This is a genomic window from Streptomyces sp. NPDC015131, assembly GCF_043079975.1.
GTDB lineage: Bacteria > Actinomycetota > Actinomycetes > Streptomycetales > Streptomycetaceae > Streptomyces.
This window is the reverse complement of sequence record NZ_JBIBVB010000007.1, coordinates 148,752-167,531: the sequence shown is the minus strand read 5'-3', so window position 1 is coordinate 167,531 and position 18,780 is coordinate 148,752. Positions and strand designations below refer to the sequence as shown.

17 protein-coding genes and 1 tRNA gene are annotated in these 18,780 nt (G+C 74.4%); 8 read left to right on the top strand and 10 right to left on the bottom strand.

Annotated elements, in window-relative coordinates; translation table 11 throughout:
* Window positions 1–2 precede the first annotated feature (2 nt).
* Both ACF08D_RS26430 and ACF08D_RS26425 read left to right on the top strand, forming a co-directional pair.
* Window positions 3–1,613 (top strand): FAD-dependent oxidoreductase, encoded by a 1,611-nt coding sequence (locus tag ACF08D_RS26430; protein ID WP_392225890.1) that lies wholly within the window; start codon window positions 3–5, stop codon window positions 1,611–1,613.
* 281 nt (window positions 1,614–1,894) lie between these two features.
* Entirely contained in the window at window positions 1,895–2,911 is a 1,017-nt protein-coding gene (locus ACF08D_RS26425; protein ID WP_392225888.1) for a PAC2 family protein, read from the top strand.
* A gap of 78 nt (window positions 2,912–2,989) precedes the next feature.
* Here ACF08D_RS26425 and mshC read toward each other — a convergent pair whose 3' ends face one another.
* The 4 genes from mshC to ACF08D_RS26405 all read right to left on the bottom strand — a co-directional run bounded on the left by mshC (window position 2,990) and on the right by ACF08D_RS26405 (window position 6,470).
* On the bottom strand, window positions 2,990–4,219 hold the full coding sequence (gene mshC, locus ACF08D_RS26420) for a cysteine--1-D-myo-inosityl 2-amino-2-deoxy-alpha-D-glucopyranoside ligase (protein ID WP_392225887.1): 1,230 nt from the start codon (window positions 4,217–4,219) through the stop codon (window positions 2,990–2,992).
* 118 nt (window positions 4,220–4,337) lie between these two features.
* The gene (locus ACF08D_RS26415) at window positions 4,338–5,165 is read right to left on the bottom strand and encodes an SCO1664 family protein (protein ID WP_392225885.1); all 828 of its coding nucleotides are present in this window, start codon (window positions 5,163–5,165) and stop codon (window positions 4,338–4,340) included.
* A complete protein-coding gene (locus ACF08D_RS26410; protein ID WP_392225883.1) occupies window positions 5,129–5,719 on the bottom strand; it encodes a DUF3090 domain-containing protein in 591 nt (196 codons plus the stop codon). The genes ACF08D_RS26415 and ACF08D_RS26410 overlap by 37 nt, the downstream gene beginning before the upstream one ends.
* Before the next feature lie 64 nt (window positions 5,720–5,783).
* Window positions 5,784–6,470 carry a histidine phosphatase family protein gene (locus ACF08D_RS26405; protein ID WP_392225881.1) on the bottom strand — a complete coding sequence of 229 codons (687 nt, stop codon included), beginning with the start codon at window positions 6,468–6,470 and terminating at the stop codon, window positions 5,784–5,786.
* Window positions 6,471–6,523: 53 nt separating this feature from the next.
* Between ACF08D_RS26405 and corA the strand changes: the two genes are divergently transcribed.
* Window positions 6,524–7,522 (top strand): magnesium/cobalt transporter CorA, encoded by a 999-nt coding sequence (corA, locus tag ACF08D_RS26400; protein ID WP_392226360.1) that lies wholly within the window; start codon window positions 6,524–6,526, stop codon window positions 7,520–7,522.
* Window positions 7,523–7,556: 34 nt separating this feature from the next.
* Here corA and ACF08D_RS26395 read toward each other — a convergent pair whose 3' ends face one another.
* Window positions 7,557–8,342, bottom strand: a complete 786-nt coding sequence (locus ACF08D_RS26395; protein WP_392225879.1) for a ferritin-like domain-containing protein — start codon at window positions 8,340–8,342, stop codon at window positions 7,557–7,559.
* Between the two features lie 290 nt (window positions 8,343–8,632).
* Entirely contained in the window at window positions 8,633–9,685 is a 1,053-nt protein-coding gene (locus ACF08D_RS26390) for an LLM class F420-dependent oxidoreductase (RefSeq protein WP_392225877.1), read from the bottom strand.
* A gap of 163 nt (window positions 9,686–9,848) precedes the next feature.
* On the opposite strand from ACF08D_RS26390, the gene ACF08D_RS26385 reads away from it, so the two are divergent.
* A complete protein-coding gene (locus ACF08D_RS26385; protein WP_392225876.1) occupies window positions 9,849–10,832 on the top strand; it encodes an aldo/keto reductase in 984 nt (327 codons plus the stop codon).
* Window positions 10,817–12,997 (top strand): helix-hairpin-helix domain-containing protein, encoded by a 2,181-nt coding sequence (locus tag ACF08D_RS26380; protein WP_392226358.1) that lies wholly within the window; start codon window positions 10,817–10,819, stop codon window positions 12,995–12,997. The genes ACF08D_RS26385 and ACF08D_RS26380 overlap by 16 nt, the downstream gene beginning before the upstream one ends.
* A gap of 58 nt (window positions 12,998–13,055) precedes the next feature.
* Here ACF08D_RS26380 and ACF08D_RS26375 read toward each other — a convergent pair whose 3' ends face one another.
* Window positions 13,056–13,715, bottom strand: a complete 660-nt coding sequence (locus ACF08D_RS26375) for a hypothetical protein (RefSeq protein ID WP_392225874.1) — start codon at window positions 13,713–13,715, stop codon at window positions 13,056–13,058.
* A 47-nt stretch (window positions 13,716–13,762) separates the two neighbouring features.
* On the opposite strand from ACF08D_RS26375, the gene ACF08D_RS26370 reads away from it, so the two are divergent.
* On the top strand, window positions 13,763–13,951 hold the full coding sequence (locus tag ACF08D_RS26370; RefSeq protein WP_030354641.1) for a DUF5703 family protein: 189 nt from the start codon (window positions 13,763–13,765) through the stop codon (window positions 13,949–13,951).
* 70 nt (window positions 13,952–14,021) lie between these two features.
* Here the strand turns inward: ACF08D_RS26370 and ACF08D_RS26365 are convergent, their stop codons facing one another.
* The 3 genes from ACF08D_RS26365 to ACF08D_RS26355 all read right to left on the bottom strand — a co-directional run bounded on the left by ACF08D_RS26365 (window position 14,022) and on the right by ACF08D_RS26355 (window position 16,725).
* On the bottom strand, window positions 14,022–14,846 hold the full coding sequence (locus tag ACF08D_RS26365) for a chaplin family protein (RefSeq protein ID WP_392225871.1): 825 nt from the start codon (window positions 14,844–14,846) through the stop codon (window positions 14,022–14,024).
* A gap of 138 nt (window positions 14,847–14,984) precedes the next feature.
* The gene (locus ACF08D_RS26360) at window positions 14,985–15,218 is read right to left on the bottom strand and encodes a chaplin (protein ID WP_392225869.1); all 234 of its coding nucleotides are present in this window, start codon (window positions 15,216–15,218) and stop codon (window positions 14,985–14,987) included.
* A 175-nt stretch (window positions 15,219–15,393) separates the two neighbouring features.
* Window positions 15,394–16,725: a M20/M25/M40 family metallo-hydrolase gene (locus ACF08D_RS26355; RefSeq protein ID WP_392225867.1), complete on the bottom strand. Its 1,332-nt coding sequence runs from the start codon at window positions 16,723–16,725 to the stop codon at window positions 15,394–15,396.
* Between the two features lie 141 nt (window positions 16,726–16,866).
* Between ACF08D_RS26355 and ACF08D_RS26350 the strand changes: the two genes are divergently transcribed.
* Window positions 16,867–16,951: transfer RNA gene (locus ACF08D_RS26350), tRNA-Leu, on the top strand.
* Between the two features lie 77 nt (window positions 16,952–17,028).
* On the top strand, window positions 17,029–18,243 hold the full coding sequence (locus ACF08D_RS26345; RefSeq protein ID WP_392225866.1) for an ROK family protein: 1,215 nt from the start codon (window positions 17,029–17,031) through the stop codon (window positions 18,241–18,243).
* Window positions 18,244–18,780: the final 537 nt, after the last annotated feature.

The following is an 18,780-nucleotide window of genomic DNA, read 5'->3' as shown; positions in this document are numbered from 1 at the left end:
ACATGACCACCCTGCAGAGCGTCCCCGCCCCTGGGACGCACCCGGCTGCCGGTTCCCTGCCGAGCCGTGCCCAGACGCGGGAACAGCTCTCCAAGGCCACCTACGACCTCCTGGTGATCGGCGGCGGCATCCTGGGCATCTCCACGGCCTGGCACGCCGCGCAGTCCGGGCTGCGGGTGGCCCTGGTGGACGCCGGCGACTTCGCCGGCGCCACCTCCTCCGCCTCCTCCAAGCTGCTCCACGGCGGTCTGCGCTACCTCCAGACCGGTGCCGTGAAGCTGGTGGCGGAGAACCACTTCGAGCGCCGTGCGGTCTCCCGCCAGGTCGCCCCGCACCTGGCGAACCCGCTCACCTTCTACCTGCCGGTCTACAAGGGCGGCCCGCACGGCGCCGCCAAGCTCGGCGCGGGCGTCTTCGCGTACTCGGCGCTCTCCGCCTTCGGCGACGGCGTCGGCCACCTCCTGAGCCCCGCCAAGGCCGCCCAGGACGTGCCGGAGCTGCGGACCGACAACCTCAAGGCCGTGGCCGTGTACGGCGACGACCAGATGAACGACGCCCGCATGGCCCTGATGACGGTCCGGGCGGCCGTCGCCGCCGGCGCCACCGTCCTCAACCACGCCGAGGTCACCGGCCTGCGCACCACCCGCGGCCGGGTCACCGGCGCGGACCTGAAGGACCGGGTCAGCGGGGACGAGTTCGGCGTGGACGCGCGCCTGGTGCTCAACGCCACCGGGCCGTGGGTCGACCACCTGCGCCGGATGGAGGACCCGAACGCGGCCCCCTCCATCCGCCTGTCCAAGGGCGCGCACCTGGTCCTCAAGCGCACCTCGCCGTGGCGGGCCGCGCTGGCGACGCCCATCGACAAGTACCGCATCACCTTCGCCCTCCCCTGGGAGGACATGCTGCTGCTCGGCACCACCGACGAGGAGTACGAGGGCGACCCGGGCGAGGTCGCGGTCAACGAGAAGGACATCGCCCAGATCCTGGACGAGGCCGCCTTCTCCATCCGCGACCAGCAGCTGTCCCGGGACCTGATCACCTACTCCTTCGCGGGACTCCGGGTGCTGCCGGGCGGCCCCGGCGACACCTCCAAGGCCAAGCGCGAGACGGTCGTCACCGAGGGACGCGGCGGGATGCTGTCCGTCGCGGGCGGCAAGTGGACGACCTTCCGCCACATCGGCCGTACGGTGATGAACAAGCTGGCGTCGCTGCCCGGGCGCCCGCTGGGCGAGGAGATGGAACCGATCTCCCAGCTGCCCAAGAAGCTGCCGCTGCCGGGCATCGCCAACCCCAACGCGGTCGCCCACCGGCTGCTGGTCGACGGCGGGACGCCCGGACCGCGCATGGCGGGCGACACCGCCCGCCACCTGGCCACGCACTACGGCTCGCTCTCCTTCGACATCGCCCGGCTGGCGAGCGAGGACCCGCGGCTCGCCGAGCGGATCCACCCGGACGCCCCCGAGATCTGGGCGCAGGTCGCCTACGCCCGGGACCAGGAGTGGGCCGAGACCGCCGACGACGTGCTGCGCCGCCGGACGACGCTGACGATCCGCGGCCTGGCGACGGACGACATCCGCGCCCGGGTCGAGGACATGCTCGGCGGACGCGCCTGACGGCACCACGGCCGGGCACGGGCCAGGCGCCCGGCGCTTGTCGGCCGTGACGGCGGGGGCGGCTCCTTCGGGGGCCGCCCCCGTCGCGCTTGGCCGAATCGGCCCGGTTTCCGCCGTGTTCCCCCCGGTCGTCGTGGGTAGTGGCACCCGGTCGGTACGGCGACGGGGCCCCGCCCCGGGGTCCGCGCCCGCTCCCGCGGGGGCTGTGCGAGGGCTGCGGGAGGAGCCCCGGAAAGCCGTAAGGTTGGTCCGTACGCACGGAACTTCGGAAGGAGGCCTGGGTGATCGAGCTCGAGGGGGTACCCGAGCTGATCGACCCGGTCATGGTGGCCGCGTTCGAGGGCTGGAACGACGCCGGCGACGCCGCCTCCACCGCGGTCGCACACCTGGAACGGGAGTGGAAGGGCGAGGTGTTCGCGGCGCTCGACGCCGAGGACTACTACGACTTCCAGGTCAACCGGCCCACGGTGTACCTGGACGGCGGTGCACGGAAGATCACCTGGCCGACCACCCGGCTCTCGGTGGTCCGGATCGGCGGCGAGAAGCCCCGCGACCTGGTGCTGGTACGGGGCATCGAGCCCTCGATGCGCTGGCGCTCGTTCTGCAACGAGCTGCTCGGCTTCGCCCATGAGCTGGGCGTGGAGATGGTGGTGATCCTCGGCGCGCTGCTCGGCGACACCCCGCACACCCGGCCGGTGCCGGTCAGCGGGGTCACCTCCGACCCGGACCTGGCGCGCACCATGGACCTGGAGGAGACGCGGTACGAGGGCCCGACGGGCATCGTCGGCATCCTCCAGGAGGCGTGCACGCACGCGGGGGTCCCGGCGGTGAGCCTGTGGGCGGCGGTGCCGCACTACGTGTCGCAGCCGCCCAACCCCAAGGCGACGCTGGCCCTGCTGAACCGGCTGGAGGACCTCATCGGCCTCCGCATCCCGCTGGGTGAGCTGGCCGAGGACGCCAGGGCCTGGCAGGTGGGGGTCGACCAGCTCGCGTCGGAGGACAGCGAGGTCGCGGAGTACGTGCAGACGCTGGAGGAGGCGCGGGACACCGCGGAGCTCCCGGAGGCGTCGGGCGAGGCCATCGCCCGCGAGTTCGAGCGGTACCTGCGGCGGCGGGACGGCGGTCCGGCCGCCCCCGGCGGGCACGCGACCGAGGTCGGCGACAGCTCGTACCTGCGGGACAGCTCCAGCGGGCGTACGCGCCCGCCGAAGCCGCCCAGGGCCGGGGAGCAGGGCACGGAGCCGGGCACGGACGACGAGAGCGGCGAGGGCGGCTCCCCGGAGCCCTCCGGGGACTGACGGCGCCGGACACGACGAGGGGGCGGCACCCGGAACCGGGTGCCGCCCCCTCGTCGTGTCACCGGGGCCGGTGGACGCTCAGAGCGCCACGCCGAGCAGGGCGTCGACGGTACGGGAAACCAGGCCGGGCGCGCCCTCGTCGGTGCCGCCGTCCGCCTCCTGGCGGGTGACCCAGCGGTCCACCGCGGCCAGGGCGGCCGGGGCGTCGAGGTCGTCGGCGAGGGCCTCGCGCACCTCGTCGACCAGGGCGTCGGCGGACGGCCCGTCCGGGCGGGAGACGGCGGCGCGCCAGCGGCCGAGCCGCTCCGCGGCGTCCGTCAGGACCTGGTCGGTCCACTCCCAGTCGGCGCGGTAGTGGTGCGCCAGCAGGGCGAGCCGGATGGCGGCCGGGTCGACGCCCTGGCGGCGCAGCGCGGAGACGAAGACCAGGTTGCCCTTGGACTTGGACATCTTCTCGCCGTGCAGGGCGACCATCCCGGCGTGCACGTACGCCTGGGCGAAGGGGTGCTCCCCGGTGAGCGCCTGGGCGTGCGAGGCGCCCATCTCGTGGTGCGGGAAGACCAGGTCGGAGCCGCCGCCCTGGACGTCGAAGCCCATGCCGAGGTGGTCGAGGGCGATGGCCACGCACTCGATGTGCCAGCCGGGCCGGCCGGGGCCGAGGCTCGCACCGTCCCAGCTCGGCTCGCCCTCGCGGGCCGCCATCCACAGCATCGGGTCGAGCGGGTTCTTCTTGCCGGGGCGCTCGGGGTCGCCGCCGCGCTCGGCGGACAGGGCGCGCATCAGCTCGGCGTCGTAGTGGGAGACCTCGCCGAAGTGCGGGTCGGACTCGACGGAGAAGTAGATGTCGCCGTCCAGCTCGTAGGCGGCGCCCGCGTCGCGGAGCCGCTCGACCAGCGGCACGATGCCGGGTATGGCCTCGACGGCGCCGATGTACTGGCGGGGCGGGAGCATCCGCAGGGCGGTCATGTCCTCGCGGAACAGCGAGGTCTCGCGCTCGGCGAGGAACTCCCAGTCGATGCCGTCGCGGACGGCGCGCTCCAGGAGCGGATCGTCGACGTCGGTGACGTTCTGGACGTAGTGGACCTGCCGCTTGGTGTCGAGCCACACGCGCTGAACGAGGTCGAACGCGTTGTAGGTCGCCGCGTGACCGATGTGGGTCGCGTCGTACGGCGTGATGCCGCAGACGTAGATACGGGCGACGGGGCCGGGGGCGAGGGTGACTCGTCCGCCGGTCGCGGTGTCGTGGATCCGGAGGTCGCGGCCCTTGCCGGGCAGGGCGGGGACCTCAGAAGCGGGCCAGGCATGCATGTCACGAGCGTAACCGGATGCCTGTTCCGGATACGAACCGGATGGGGAAAACCTGACCGAACACGCCCTCTTGCGCGACTCGCCCGGATGTGCGATCGGGGTGGGCGCCCGGGGTGCGTCAGACCGGCGGCCAGGGAATGGCCGGCCACTCGCCGGAGGGTTCCGGGTGGCGGCCCGAGGAGCGCAGGGCGGCGACCCGGGAGCGGAGGGCCGCGACCTCGTCCGGGGTGATCAGCTCCGCGAGGCGGGCGGCCAGCGGCGCGTCCGGCGCCAGGGCGGTGTCCAGCCGCTCCAGCACCTCCAGGGCCTCGGCGGGCAGCGGCTCGCCCGCCCAGCCCCACAGCAGGGTGCGCAGCTTGTCGTCCACGTGGAAGCTGACGCCGTGGTCGATGGCGTACAGCGTCCCGTCCGGCGCGGGCAGCAGGTGCCCGCCCTTGCGGTCGCCGTTGTTGATGACCGCGTCGAGCACGGCGAGCCGCCGCAGGCGGGCGTCGTCGGCGTGCACCAGCAGCGCGGTGCGGTCGTCGCCGACCTGGGCGAGGCCCACCGCCTTCCAGCCCTCCCCCGGCTCCTCGTCCTCCACCAGGGCCAGCAGCGACGCGGACGGGTCGCCCTCGATCCACTGCTGGACCATGCCCTGCCCGAAGGGGCCGTCGCGCAGCACGGTCGGCGGGACCAGGCCCCACCCGGTCGCCTCGGAGACCTCGTACGCCGCGACCTCGCGCTGGGCCAGGTTCCCGTCGGGGAAGTCCCACAGGGGGCGCTCCCCCGCGACCGGCTTGTAGACGCAGTCGGCCTCCCTGCCGTCGTACGCGACGGAGCAGAACAGCACCGCGTTGGACGCCTCACGGACCTGGCCGCGCACCGTCAGCTCGCCCTTGGCGAGCAGGTCGAGCAGCTCCACCGCCGTCACGCCCCCCGGCGGTATCCGTTCTGGCGCGGGCATACGTGTCCTTCCGGGTCGAGCGGCAGGCTGCACAGCGGGCACGGCGGCCGGCCGGCGTTGACCACGTCCAGGGCGCGTTTGGCGAACGCCCTCGCCTGCGCCCCGGTGAGCCGGACCCGCAGCATGGGCGGGCCGTTCTCCTCGTCCTGGAGCAGCCGCTCCTCGGCCTCCGCGAGGTCCTCCTCGGACTCCACGTCCAGCTCGACCAGCGCCTGGGCCTCGACGATCATGCGCTGCTCCTCGCCGTCCCAGGCCAGGGCCATGGTGCCGACGCGGAACTCCTCCTCCACAGGCGCGTCCAGGGGCGCGGTGTCGGCGACGTCGGAGGGGGCGACCGCCGGGACCGGGGCATTGCCCCCGGTGCGGCGGACGACCTCGTCGAGGAGCTCGTCGATCCGCTCGGCGAGGGCGGCCACCTGCGTCTTCTCCAGGGCGACGCTGGTGACCCGGCCCCCGGCGGAGGCCTGGAGGAAGAACGTCCGGCGCCCAGGCAGCCCGACCGTGCCGGCCACGAAGCGCTCCGGTGGGTCATAGAGGAACACCTGACGGGACACGTTCCCTCTCCCTTGCTCGGTTACGGACCGCGCTGCGGCCCGTCCACCCTACTGTGCGATTGGATCACGGTGCCCCCGCGCCGCCGCCCACCTCCGCCGCCGCACCGCCCGGAGCCTCGTGCGGGATCAGCGCGCCGAAGTCCCCGGTGTCCCCGAGCCGCAGAAGTGACGGCCGCAGACGGGTGTAACGGATCGCCGTCACGGAACAAGGATCCACATGGATCCGCTGGAAAAGATCGAGGTGCATGCCGAGGGCGTCGGCCACGAGCGACTTGATGATGTCGCCGTGCGAGCACAACAGCCAGACCGCGTCCCGCCCGTTCTCCGCCTCCACGCGCGCGTCCCACTCGCGTACGGCGTCGACGGCGCGCGCCTGCATGGCGCGCATGGACTCGCCGCCGGGGAAGGACACCGAGGAGGGGTGGTGCTGCACGGCCTCCATCAGGGACTCGTCGGCGAGTTCGGCGAGCTTGCGGCCGGACCAGTCACCGTAGTGGCACTCGCCGATCCGCTCGTCGGTGTGCAGCGGCAGTCCGGGCCGGGCGTCCAGCAGCGGCCGGAGCGTCTCCAGGCACCGCTGGAGGGGGCTGGTGACGGCGGCCGCGAGCGGCACCCCGTCCAGCCGGCCGGGCAGCGCGGCGGCCTGCGCGGCGCCCCGCTCGTCGAGGGCGACCCCGGGGGTCCAGCCCGCCAGTACGCCGGCGGTGTTGGCGGTCGAGCGTCCGTGCCGTACGAGGATCAACGTGGCCATGCCTGCCAGCCTAAGCACCTTCACGCGTGCGTGAGCACCCGGACCGGGGGAGAATACGCGCCGTGATCGTGGACTGTGCCATCTACCGGGACGGGCACCGCAGCGACGGGCCGTCCGACTTCTCCGACGCGCTGGCGGCGGCCCGGGCGGCGGACTCGGGCGACTCGTTCCTCTGGATCGGTCTGCACGAGCCGACGGAGGCGGAGTTCGCCCATGTCTCCGAGGAGTTCGGCCTGCACCCGCTGGCGGTCGAGGACGCGCTGAAGGCGCACCAGCGGCCCAAGCTGGAGATCTACGACGACTCGCTGTTCATGGTGCTCAAGCCGGTCGTGTACGAGCCGGAGAGCGACACCGTGCGGACCGGCGAGCTGATGGTCTTCGTCGGCGACTCGTTCGCGGTGACCGTCCGGCACGGCGAGGGCGCCCCGCTGGCGGCCGTGCGCAAGCGGCTGGAGGCGGAGCCGGAGGTGCTGCGGCAGGGGCCCACGTCCGTGCTGTACGCGATCAGCGACGCGGTCGTCGACCACTACATCGAGGTGGCGGGCGAGCTCCAGGTGGACCTGGAGGAGATGGAGACGGAGGTCTTCCAGCCGGTGGGCGGGGACGCCAAGAACACCGCGGCGCGGATCTACACGTTCAAGCGCCAGGTGCTGGAGTTCCGCCGGGCGACCGGCCCGCTGGCCGCCCCGATGGCCCGTCTCGCGGGCGGCGGCGTGCGGTTCGTGAGCGCGGAGGCGCAGCCCTTCTTCCGGGACGTCAGCGACCACCTGACCCGCGCCACCGAGCAGGTGGAGGGGCTGGACCGGCTGCTGTCGGACATCCTGTCGGCCCACCTCGCGCAGATGGGCGTGCGGCAGAACGACGACATGCGCAAGATCTCGGCGTGGGCGGCGATGGCCGCGGTGCCGACGATGGTGGCGGGCGTCTACGGCATGAACTTCGACCACATGTGGGAGCTGCACCAGGCGTGGGGCTATCCGTCGGTGGTCGTGCTGATGGCGGTGGCCGTGGTGGGCCTGCACCGCCTGTTCAAGCGCCGGGGCTGGCTGTAGGGCGCCCGCCCCGGCGGGGGCGCGGGGCGGGCGGTCAGAAGGCCGGGGCGGGTTCCGCGGGGCCGCCCAGGGCGTTGCGGCGCTCCGGCATCGCCAGGGACACCATGCGGCGCCAGCCGCCGGCCCGCTCGTACGCGAACATGGCGTGGATGCCCAGGGCCAGCGCGGTCCGCTTGGCGGTGGGCCAGTTCAGGATGCGTCCCATGTGGTCCATCACGGCGAGGCTGACGTCGCGGTAGACGGCGATCTCGGCCAGCGCGCACTGGCGCAGGGTGCGCTGGATGGCGCGGCCGTGTCCGGCGTACGCCAGGCCGAGCAGCTCCTCGTGGCAGTACGCGAGGTGGTTGTCCTCGTCGTTGCAGATCATCCGGATGGCCTTGCCGACTTCGGGGTGGTCGCCGAAGTACTTGACGAGCATGTCCATCTGGTCGGCGGCGCGCTGTTCGGTGACCCGGCTGTGCGAGAGGTAGACGAGGACGTCCTGCTCCGTCAGGGGCTGGTCCCGGCGCAGCTTGTCATGGGTGAGGCCGATGCCGCGCTGCTCCAGGAGCATCGTGTAGTCGGTCTCCGGCGGTACGGCGACGGGCTCCAGACCGCGCTTCTTGAGGAGGGCGTTGAAGATGCGGCCGTGCTTGTCCTCGTCGGCGCCGTGCCGGGTGACCTTGGGGGCGAGGTCCCGCATGCTGTCGGGCAGGAGGGCGGCGATACGGGCGTTCTCCCAGCCGCCCTGGGCCTCCCCGCTCGCCGCGATGGAACAGAACAGCTGGAAGGAGTCGTCGTTGTCGACGATCTCCTGGAACAGGCTCCGGGCCGACAGCATCAATGCCACCTCCATAGGCGCGTCCGCGGGCAGGCCGCGCGACTCCGCGGAGCATTTCCGCGGAGAACGAGTCAAATGCCGCGGGAAGGGAGTGGCAACAGCACCGGCGGGGAAGTCCGCCGGATGGCGCACTGCGGGGGCGCGCGGGGCGGCGAGCGAACCGGCGGGGCTCCCGGGAGTAACCCCGCGGGGGCCTGGCGCGTTGTGCAGCGCGACGGCCGTGGCGGGGATGACCCCGAGCCCCCACCACGGCCGCAGGTGTGTCCGGGTGCGCCCGGCCTCCGCCGGACTCAGTCCGCCAGGCCGGAGCGCTCCAGGGCCTCGGTGCCCGCCCGCAGCGCCGCGATCCGCTCGTCGAGCGTGAAGCCGGCGGGGGCGAGGGTGAGGGTGGTGACGCCGGCCGCCGCGTAGGCCTGCATCCGGTCGGCGATCCGCTCCACCGGGCCGAGCAGCGCCGTCTGGTCGATCAGCCGGTGCGGGACGGCCGCCGCGGCACCGGCCTTGTCGCCGCCCAGGTACTTGTCCTGGATCTCGGCCGCCTCCTTCTCGTACCCCATGCGCCGGGCGAGCTGGTTGTAGAAGTTCTGCTTGCGGCTGCCCATGCCTCCGACGTACAGGGCGGTGTACGGGCGGAACATGTCGGCGAGCCCGGTCACGTCGTCGCCGACGGCCAGCGGGAGGGTCGGGCACACGTCGAAGCCGTCCATGGTCAGCCCGGCCTTCTCGCGGCCCGCGCGGAGGTGGCGCAGCGCGGTCTCCTCCAGGTGCTCGGCCGACGGGAAGATGAGCAGCGCGCCGTCGGCGATCTCGCCGGTCTGCTCCAGGTTCTTGGGGCCGATCGCCGCGATGTAGAGCGGGATGTGCTCGCGCTGCGGGTGGACCGTCAGCTTGATGGGCTTGCCCGGCCCGCCGGGCAGCGGGAGGGTCCAGTGCTCGCCCTCGTGGGTCAGCCGCTCACGGGCCATGGCCTTGCGCACGATCTCGACGTACTCGCGGGTGCGGGCGAGCGGCTTGTCGAACCTGACGCCGTACCAGCCCTCGGAGACCTGGGGCCCGGAGACGCCCAGGCCCAGCCGGAAGCGGCCGCCGGAGAGCGAGTCGAGGGTGGCCGCCGTCATGGCCGTCATGGTGGGCTGGCGGGCCGGGATCTGCATGATCGCCGAGCCCACGTCGATGCTCTCCGTCTGGGCCGCGACCCAGGACAGGACGGTCGGGGCGTCCGAGCCGTACGCCTCGGCGGCCCAGCAGACGTCGTACCCGAGGCGGTCCGCCTCCTGGGCGACGGCGAGGTTGTCGCCGTCCATGCCCGCTCCCCAGTAGCCGAGGTTGATGCCGAGCCGCATAGCCGGTCCCCTTACTCGTCGACTCCGTACTGATCAGTAACGATCCGCGTCCGGACTCTAGCGCGCGGGCCCCCCGCCCGTCAGGAGGGGGAAGGGCGCACCCGGCCGCCGGGTTGTCCACAGGCTCTCTCCGCGTGGGGCTCTGGCCAGTAATCTCGCGGCCATGGAGCAGAGGCATCTCGGCCGTACCGGCCTGCGTGTGTCCCGGATCGGCCTCGGCACCCTCACCTGGGGGCGGGACACCGGCGAGCACGACGCGGCGGACCAGCTCAAAGCGTTCTGGGAGGCCGGCGGGACCCTGCTGGACACGGCGGACGTGTACGGCGGCGGCGAGGCCGAGTACGTGCTCGGCCGGCTGACGGAGCGCCTGGTCCCCCGGCGGGACCTGGTCATCGCCACCAAGGCGGGCAGCGTCCCCGACCCGGACCGGCGGGTCGACGCGTCGCGCGGCCATCTGCTGGCGGCGCTGGACGCCTCCCTGGCGCGGCTCGGCACGGACTACGTCGACCTGTGGCAGGTGCACGCCTACGACCCCGGCACCCCGCTGGAGGAGACGCTCCACGCCCTGGACATCGCGGTGAGCAGCGGCCGGGCGCGGTACGTCGGCGTGGCCGACTACTGCGGGTGGCAGCTGGCGAAGGCCGCCACCTGGCAGCTCTCCCCCGGCGGGGCGCGGGCCCGGCTGGCGAGCACCCAGATGGAGTACTCGCTGCTCCAGCGGGGCGTGGAGCGGGAGGTGCTGCCGGCCGCGCGGGACCTCGGTGTCGGACTGCTGCCGTCGTCGCCCCTCGGGCGCGGGGTGCTGACGGGGAAGTACCGGCAGGGCACCCCCGCCGACTCGCGCGGCGCGTCGGAGCGCATGGCGCCCTTCGTGGAGCCCTATCTGGACGAGGCGGCGTCCCGGATCGTCGACGCGGTGGCCACGGCCGCCGACGGGCTGGCGGCCACACCCCTGCAGGTGGCGCTCGCCTGGGTGCGGGACCGGCCGGGCGTGGTGGCGCCGGTGGTGGGCGCGCGCAACGCGCAGCAGCTCACGGCGGCATTGTCAGTGGAGAGCCTTAGTCTTCCTGACGAGATCCGCCGGGCGCTCGACGACGTGTCGGCGCCCGTGCACCGCTATCCCGATCAGGACTGGAGCACGCTGTGACCGCGCTTCCCCCGGCCGACGACGACCAGGACGCCGCCGCGCCCGCCGACGCGGAGCGCACCGGCCCGGGCGCCCCCGAGCCCGTCGCGCCCGCGCCGGACGCCGCCGAGGACGCCGCCGAGGGCGGGGCCGGGGAGGCCGCCGCCGAAGGGGCGGAGGGTGCCGCCGCCGGGGTCAGCGAGGCGGAGGCGGAGCTGGCGGCCCAGCGGGAGCTGCGGGCGCGCATCGAGCAGCGCAAGGCCGAGAAGGCCGGGCCCGTCGAGGCGGGCGGCAAGCTCAGCGGCACGGCGGCCGACCTGCTGGCGGCGGTACGGGCGGTGGAGAGCGGCGCCTCGTCCGGTACGGCGGTCTTCGACTCGCCCGCCCTCGCGCCCCGCAGGGCCGCCCCGGAGCCGGTGCCCGCCGCGCGGCCGGTGGTGCCGGCACCGGCCCGCCCGGCGCCGGTGGCCGCGCCCGAGACGGTCGAGGCCGTGGTGGCCGTCCTCGGCGAGGGCGGCGCCCCGGCGGCGCTCGCCGCCCCGGTGGCCGCGGCGCTCGGGGAGGCGGCGGCCGACGTGCTGCGCGAGGACCCCTGGCAGCTGCTGGCCGTCCCGGGGGTGCGCCCCGAGCAGGCCGACGGCTTCGCCCGGGCGCTGCTGGGCCCGGAGGCCGGCCCCGGGGACGGGCGCCGGGCCGTGGCGCTGCTCGGCTGGGTGCTCCAGCGGGCGGCCCTGCGCGGCAGCACCGCGCTGGAGGCCGGGGAGGCGCGGGCGGCGCTGGCCGGGTTCGCCGTACCCGACCCGGAGGAGGCGGTGCGGCACGCGGTCGCCGAGGGCGCGGTGCTGGTCTTCCACGACGGGGCGGACGAGCACGAGGAGCCCGGGGCCGGCGAGGAGGAGCAGGACGAGCGGGCGGAGGAGGCCGAGCCGGTCCCGGTGCTGCTGGGTCTCGACCGGTACGCGCTGGCGGAGGAGAGCCTCGCCGACGGACTGGCCCGGCTCGCCAGGACCGGGCCGGACGCCCGCTGGGAGGCCGCCGCGCCCGGCGAGCTGACCCGCGCGCTCGCCGGGCACGGGCTGGTCGCGCACACGGGCGGCGAGGCGGCCCGCGCCGAGGCGGCGGCCCTGGCCGGAGCGGCCCGGGAGCTGGGCCTGCGGGCGGCCGTGGCGACCCACACCGAGGACGGCCGCCGCCGGCTCGCCGACGGCCCCGCCGGGGACGCCGCCGGGGACGTGGTGACCGTCGCCGGCCTGCTGGCGGGGAGCGCCGGGCCCGGGCGGGACGAGGACGGGGCACTGGCGCTGGACCTGCTGGTGGTGCTGGACGCCCCCCAGCTGGACGTGGAGACGGCCGCGATGCTCGTGGAGTCGCTGCCCGACGGGTGCCGCCTGGTGCTGAGCGGCGACCCGGGGGTGCTGTGGTCGGCGGGCGCCGGGCGGGTGTTCGCCGATGTGCTGGCGGCCCGGGCCTGCCCCCAGGTCGCGTCGCGCACGCCGGACCCGGGGCCGATCGGCGAGCTGGTCTCCGGGATCGGCGTCGGCGAGCTGACCCAGGTGGAGGCGCCGGGCAAGGAGGTCGTGATCGTCCCCGTGCGGGACGCGGGCGAGGCCGTGCACCGCACGGTGCAGCTCGTCGCCGACTCGGTGCCGCGCGCGATCGGCGTACCGGCCGACCGGACCCAGGTGATCACCGTGGGCCACGGCGGTGCCGCCGGGACCCGGGCGCTGAACGCGGCGCTGAAGGAGCGGCTGAACCCGGGACCGGGCCGTTTCGGCGGCTTCGACCCGGGTGACCGGATCGCCTACGCGCCGGTGCCGGGCCGGACCCGGACGGGCACCGTCGTCTCGGCGGACGCGGACGGGCTGCACCTGGACTGCGCGGGTGAGCGGGTGGTCGTGGACCGGGACCGGGTGGACACGGCGCTGCGGCACGGCTGGGCGCTGACCGCGCACCAGGCGGTGGGCGCCCGGTGGCCGGCGGCGGTGGTCGTGCTGCCCGGCGACGCGGCCGGGGCGCTGGACCGGGCGTGGGTCTACACCGCGTTCGGCCGGGGCGAGCGGCACCTCTCGGTGGTCCACGGCGTCGACCAGGCCCTTCCCCGCGCGGTGGCGGAGAAGCTGCCGCCCGCCCGCACCACCCGGCTGCGGGGCCTGCTGGAGGGGCTCCTGGCGCCCGAGGAGGACTGACACGCGGACCGGCCCGCCCGGCGGGGTGCCGGGCGGGCCGGAAGGGCTCCAGGAGGCGTCAGACGGCGTCCGGGCGGGTGTCCTCCGGATCGCCGTGGATGTCGTCCTCGTCGAAGACCGCGCTGACGTCGAAGCGGCAGACCACCCGGCCCGGGTCGGCCTGGTCGAAGGGGGTGCTCAGCCACTCCCCCGGCTCCGGCAGCTCGTCGGCGGCCGACACCCAGAGGGTGGAGTCGCCCTCCTCCAGGCCGAACTCCTTGTGCCGCGAGGCGATCTCGTCCGGCTCGAACTCGCCGAACATGACCCCCAGCGCCGCATGGACGCTCCGGCCCACGACGGCGGCGGCCGGCGCCCCCTCGCCGTCCCGGTCCAGGTCCGCGATCCGCTGCGCCTGCGCCAGCAGGCGCTGTGGCTCGACCACCGCGTAGTCGCGGCGGATCAGCACGGTCAGCGCGTTCGGCTCCTCGGGGCCGTCGTACGGCGGGAGGGAATCCTCCACTCCGGGGATCTCGAACGGGGTGACCTCGTCGTAGCGGTCGTAGAGCCGCTCGTCGTACGCCTCGGCGGCGGTGGCGAGGGCGTTGAAGGCGGCGTAGACGGCCGGGTCGTCATCGCCCGTGCGGTTCTCGACCGCCTCCAGGTGACGGTCCAGTGCGGCTTTGACCGCCTCGGCGGCGGCGCGTACCTCGGCAGCGGTGGGCTGCGCAGCATCAGACATAGTGCAGACGCTATCCGTACCGGGCCCGTGCCCGCACAATAGATGCGATGCCGGAATACGAATTTGTCGACGTGTACGTGCCGCGCGGGGTCTCCCGCAAGGAGGCGGCGCGCCTGCTGACCGACCACGCCGAGTACGGACACTGGGAGTTGGACCGACTGAGTCTGCACCGGGACGGCAGCCGCCGTGTGCGGCTGCGACGGCGCATCATCCGTCAGGTGCGCGCCACCTGGTGAGGGTGGCGAACGGCACGGAGCGGGCCCCGCGACCGCGGGGCCCGCTCCGTCGTCTCCGCGGGTGCGGGGACTACGAGGACTGCCGGGTGCGGCGGTAGAGCACCGTGCCGCCGAGCAGCAGGCCGGCGCCCGCCGGGATGAGCATGCCGAGCGGGGCGGCACCGGTCATCGCCAGCTCGTCGTCCGCCTTGGGCGGGACGACGGTGTGCGCGCCGGGCTCGTTGGGCTCGATCTCCGAACCGGGCTCGTCCGGGCTGTCCGGCGTGCCCGGGGTGTCCGGCGTCCCCGGGTTGCCGGGCTCGTCGGGGTTCCCCGGGTTGCCGGGCTCGTCCGGGTCACCGGGGTTACCGGGCTCGTCCGGGTCCCCCGGGTTGCCCGGCTCGTCCGGGTCACCGGGGTTGCCCGGCTCGTCCGGGTCACCGGGGTTACCGGGCTCGTCCGGGTCCCCCGGGTTGCCGGGGTTGTCCGGGCCGGGGTTGTGCCGGTGCCCGTTGCCGCATCCGTTGCCGAACGACGGGTTGAGCGCCCCCACCACGTCGACGCTGTTGCCGCAGGCGTTGACCGGCACGCTGACCGGCGCCTGGACGTTGTTCCCCGAGGCGACACCGGGGGACTTCGCGGCGACGCCCTTGGCCTGGGCACCGCTGGACTTGTTGACGCACTTGTTCCCGAAGGACGGGTTGAGCGCGCCGACGACGTTCACGGTGTTGCCGCACGCGTTCACCGGCACGCTCACGGGTGCCTGGACGTTGTTCCCGGACGCGACGCCCGGGGAGTTCGTCGCGGCTCCGTGCGCGTCGGCGCCGGTGTGCGCCTGGGCGAATCCGCCGCCGAGGGCGAGTACGCCGCCCGCGGCCGCCACGATGGTCAGGCCCTTTCGCGTGACCTGTCGCATAGCTGGTTCCTGCCTTCTAGGCTTCCGGTATACCTCCGGGCACAGCGCCCGGAGGCACGAATGTCCAGCGGCCCCGGAGCGCATGGCGCGCGCTCCGGGGCCGGCCGGGCTCGGACCACTACGGGTCGAGGCTCAGCGTCAGTCGTTGACGCAGACGTTGCCGAAGGCCGGGTTCAGCAGGCCGATGACGTTGACCGTGTTGCCACAGGCGTTGATCGGGACGTGGACGGGAACCTGGACCAGGTTGCCCGAAAGGACACCCGGGGAGCCCACGGCGGCACCCTGCGCGCCCGCGTCGGCCATGGCCATGCCCGCGCCCGCCAGAACCAGCCCGCCGGTGGCAACCGCGACAGCGGCGACCTTCTTGATCATTATTCCTCCTTGTTGGCAATGCGGTCCCAGCCGCGGACCGCACCACCTGTAACGACAGGGAGGTAATCGGGCTACGTGCCCATGACGCCGTTCACCCTTTTCGGTCAGATGTGCACAGGCGGGCGATTATTGGAGTTTCGTTTCAGCCGACTATTGCGGGTCGTCGGGCCGGGCCTCAGCTCGCGTCGATGAAACGGTCCAGCACCCGGACGCCGAACTTCAGGCCGTCCACCGGAACGCGCTCGTCCACGCCGTGGAACATCCCGGCGAAGTCCAGCTCCGGCGGCAGCCGCAGCGGCGCGAAACCGAAGCAGCGGATGCCGAGGTCGTCGAAGGACTTGGCGTCGGTGCCGCCGGAGAGCATGTACGGCACCGCGCGGGCGATCGGGTCCTCCGCCCGCAGGGCCGACTGCATGGCGTCCACCAGGTCCCCGTCGAAGCTGGTCTCCAGCGCCTTGTCCGCGTGCACGTCCTCGCGCCGCACCCGGGGCCCGAGCAGCCGGTCGAGGTCGGCCAGGAACTCCTCCTCGTACCCCGGCAGGAAACGCCCGTCGACATGGGCGACCGCCTGCCCCGGGATGACATTGACCTTGTACCCGGCGCCGAGCATGGTCGGGGCGGCCGAATTGCGCAGGGTGGCGCCCACCATCTTGGCGATGCCGCCCAGCTTGGCCAGCGTGGCGTCCATGTCCTCCGGGTCCAGCGGGGTGCCCAGCGCGTCGGACAACTCGTCGAGGAACGACCGCACCGTCTTGGTGACCCGCACCGGCCAGGTGTGCCGCCCCAGCCGCCCCACCGCCTCGCACAGCTCGGTGATGGCGTTGTCCGAGTTGGTCATCGACCCGTGCCCCGCCGTGCCGTCGACGGTGAGCCGCATCCAGTGCATGCCCTTCTGGGCGGTCTCCACCAGGTACAGGCGCAGGTTCTCGTTGACGGTGAACGAGAAGCCGCCGACCTCGCCGATCGCCTCCGTCACGCCCTCGAAGAGGTCCGGGTGCTTGTCCACCAGGTGGCGCGCCCCGTACGTGCCGCCCGCCTCCTCGTCCGCGAGGAACGCCAGGACGATGTCCCGCGGCGGCTTCCGGCCGCTGCGCAGCCGGTCCCGCACGACCGCGAGGGTCATCGCGTCCATGTCCTTCATGTCGACCGCCCCCCGGCCCCACACGCAGCCGTCGGCGATCTCCCCGGAGAACGGGTGGTGCGTCCAGTCGTCGGCGTTGGCCGGGACGACGTCGGTGTGGCCGTGGATCAGGAGCGCGGGCCGGGAGGGGTCCTCGCCGGCGATCCGCGCCACCGTGGAGGCGCGCCCCTTGTGGGACTCGATGATCTTCGGCTCCAGGCCCACCTCGGCGAGCTTCTCGGCGACGTACTCGGCGGCCGCCCGCTCCCCCGGGCCCGAGTGGTCGCCGTAATTGCTGGTGTCGATCCGGATCAGATCGCGGCAGAGGTCGGTGACCTCGTCCTCGCCGGTCACCCCGGTGGTCCGCGCCGTGCTCGACTCGCTCACGCTGTTCCTCCCGCGTCGCTGCTGCTGGGTCCTCCCATCCTGCCCCCTCCCCCGGCGGTGGCGGGGGCGTGATCGAGCCCTCCCAATGTTTGCTATGGTTTTCCACGTCGGAACGGCCGCGGGCCGTGAGACAGACACCTTGTCCGGGTGGCGGAATGGCAGACGCGCTAGCTTGAGGTGCTAGTGCCCTTTATCGGGCGTGGGGGTTCAAGTCCCCCCTCGGACACAGAGAAGCGCGGGCCCGGTCGGCAGACCGGGCCCGCGCTCGTGTGCGCACACCCTTCGCATAGGCTCGGCCGCACCATGACGACCTCTCCCGGCCCGGCGGCGTCCAAGGCCGACAAGGACACCGTGCGCCGGCACAACCTGAGCCTCGTGCTGCGGACCGTACGCGACGAGGGCGAGACCACCCGCGCGGCGGTCGCGGCCCGCGTGGGCCTGACCCGGGCGGCGGTGTCCTCCCTGGTGGAACAGCTGCTGGCGGCCGGCTTCCTCACCGAGCGGGGCAAGACCTTCAGCGGGCAGGCCGGACGGCCCGGCACCGCGCTGCGCGTGGCCCTCACCGGCCCGGCCGGGCTGGGCGTCGAGATCAACGTCGACTACGTGTCCGTGTGCGTGGTCGACCTCACCGGCGCCGACCGGGTGCGGCTCACCGAGTACGTGGACAACCGTTCCGCCGCGCCCGGAGAGGTGCTGGAGCGGGCCGCGCGGATCGCGGCGCGGACACTGGACTCTGCGGCCGGCCAGGACCTGGACGCGGTCGGCGTCCGGCTGGCCCTGCCGGGGCTGGTGTCCGGCGGGAGGGTGCGCCAGGCGCCCAACCTGGGCTGGAACGGGGTGGCGGCGCAGTCCCTGTTCGCCTCGGCCCTGACCGCGCTGCGGCCAGGCCGCCCCGCGCTCCCGATCGGGTCCGACAACGAGGCCGACGCGGCGGCGCTCGCGGAGCTGTGGTTCGGGGTGGGCGCCGGGCCCGAGCCGGTGCGGGACTTCCTGTACCTGTCGGGCGAGACCGGGGTGGGCGGCGCGGTCGTCGTCGGCGGCGGGCTGCTGCGCGGGGCGCACGGCTTCGCCGGGGAGATCGGTCACGCGGTCGCCGACCCGGACGGGCCGCCGTGCCGGTGCGGTGCGCGGGGCTGCCTGGAGCAGTACGCCGGCCAGGACGCGCTGCTGCGGGGCGCGGGCCTCGACGCGGTGCCGGAGCTGGAGCAGCGGGCCCGCGCGGGCGACGCCCGGACCGTCGCGGCCCTGGAGCGGGCCGGCCGGATGCTGGGCCTGGTGCTGTCCGGAGCGGTGAACCTCCTCGACCCCGAGGCGGTGGTGCTCGGCGGGATCTACCGGCCGCTGGTGCCGTGGCTGGCCCCCGCCGCGGAGCGGGAGCTGTCCGGGCGGGTGGTGTCGGGGCTGTGGCGGGCGGGTGACGGGCGGCTGCGGGGCTCGTCGTCGTCCGGGGACGCGGCGCGGGGGGCGGCGGCGGTGGTGGTACGCGAGGTGGCGGCGGACCCGGCGGCGTACGGCTGACGCCCGGCGCGGTGCCTGCGCCCCTGTCCCCACCGTCCCGCAGTCGGCCGACGGCCGGGCGGGGCCGTGCCCACCACCCACCGCCCTGCAGTCGGCGTACCACCGGGGTGGGGCCGTGCAGGGTCGCCCCCGCAGCGGATCGGCGGCGTCGCACGGTCACCGGACCGGTCGGGTACCCCGCCGACCGCGAGGAGGTGAGCCCGGAGGGGCCACACCCCCCACCCACCGGCACCGCCCCGGGGCGCACCCCAGGAACAGGCACCGCCCCGGGTGCGTTGTGCCCACCCGTTCCGCCCCAGCGGAACGAATGCCCACAACGCGGGGGCCCCGTTGTGCCCACCCTCCCCCAAGCTCTCGGCTTCGCTCGAGCAGGGGGGACCCCCATCGCCCTGCGGGACGATTGCCCACAACGGGGGTGGGGGCCCGGCCCGACGGGACCGCCCACAACGGGGGGGACCGCGGAGGCGACGGCCACACCGGGGCCGGGGGCGCGCGCCGCCCACAGCGGAGCGGAACGGGGGCCTCGCGCCCGGTCCT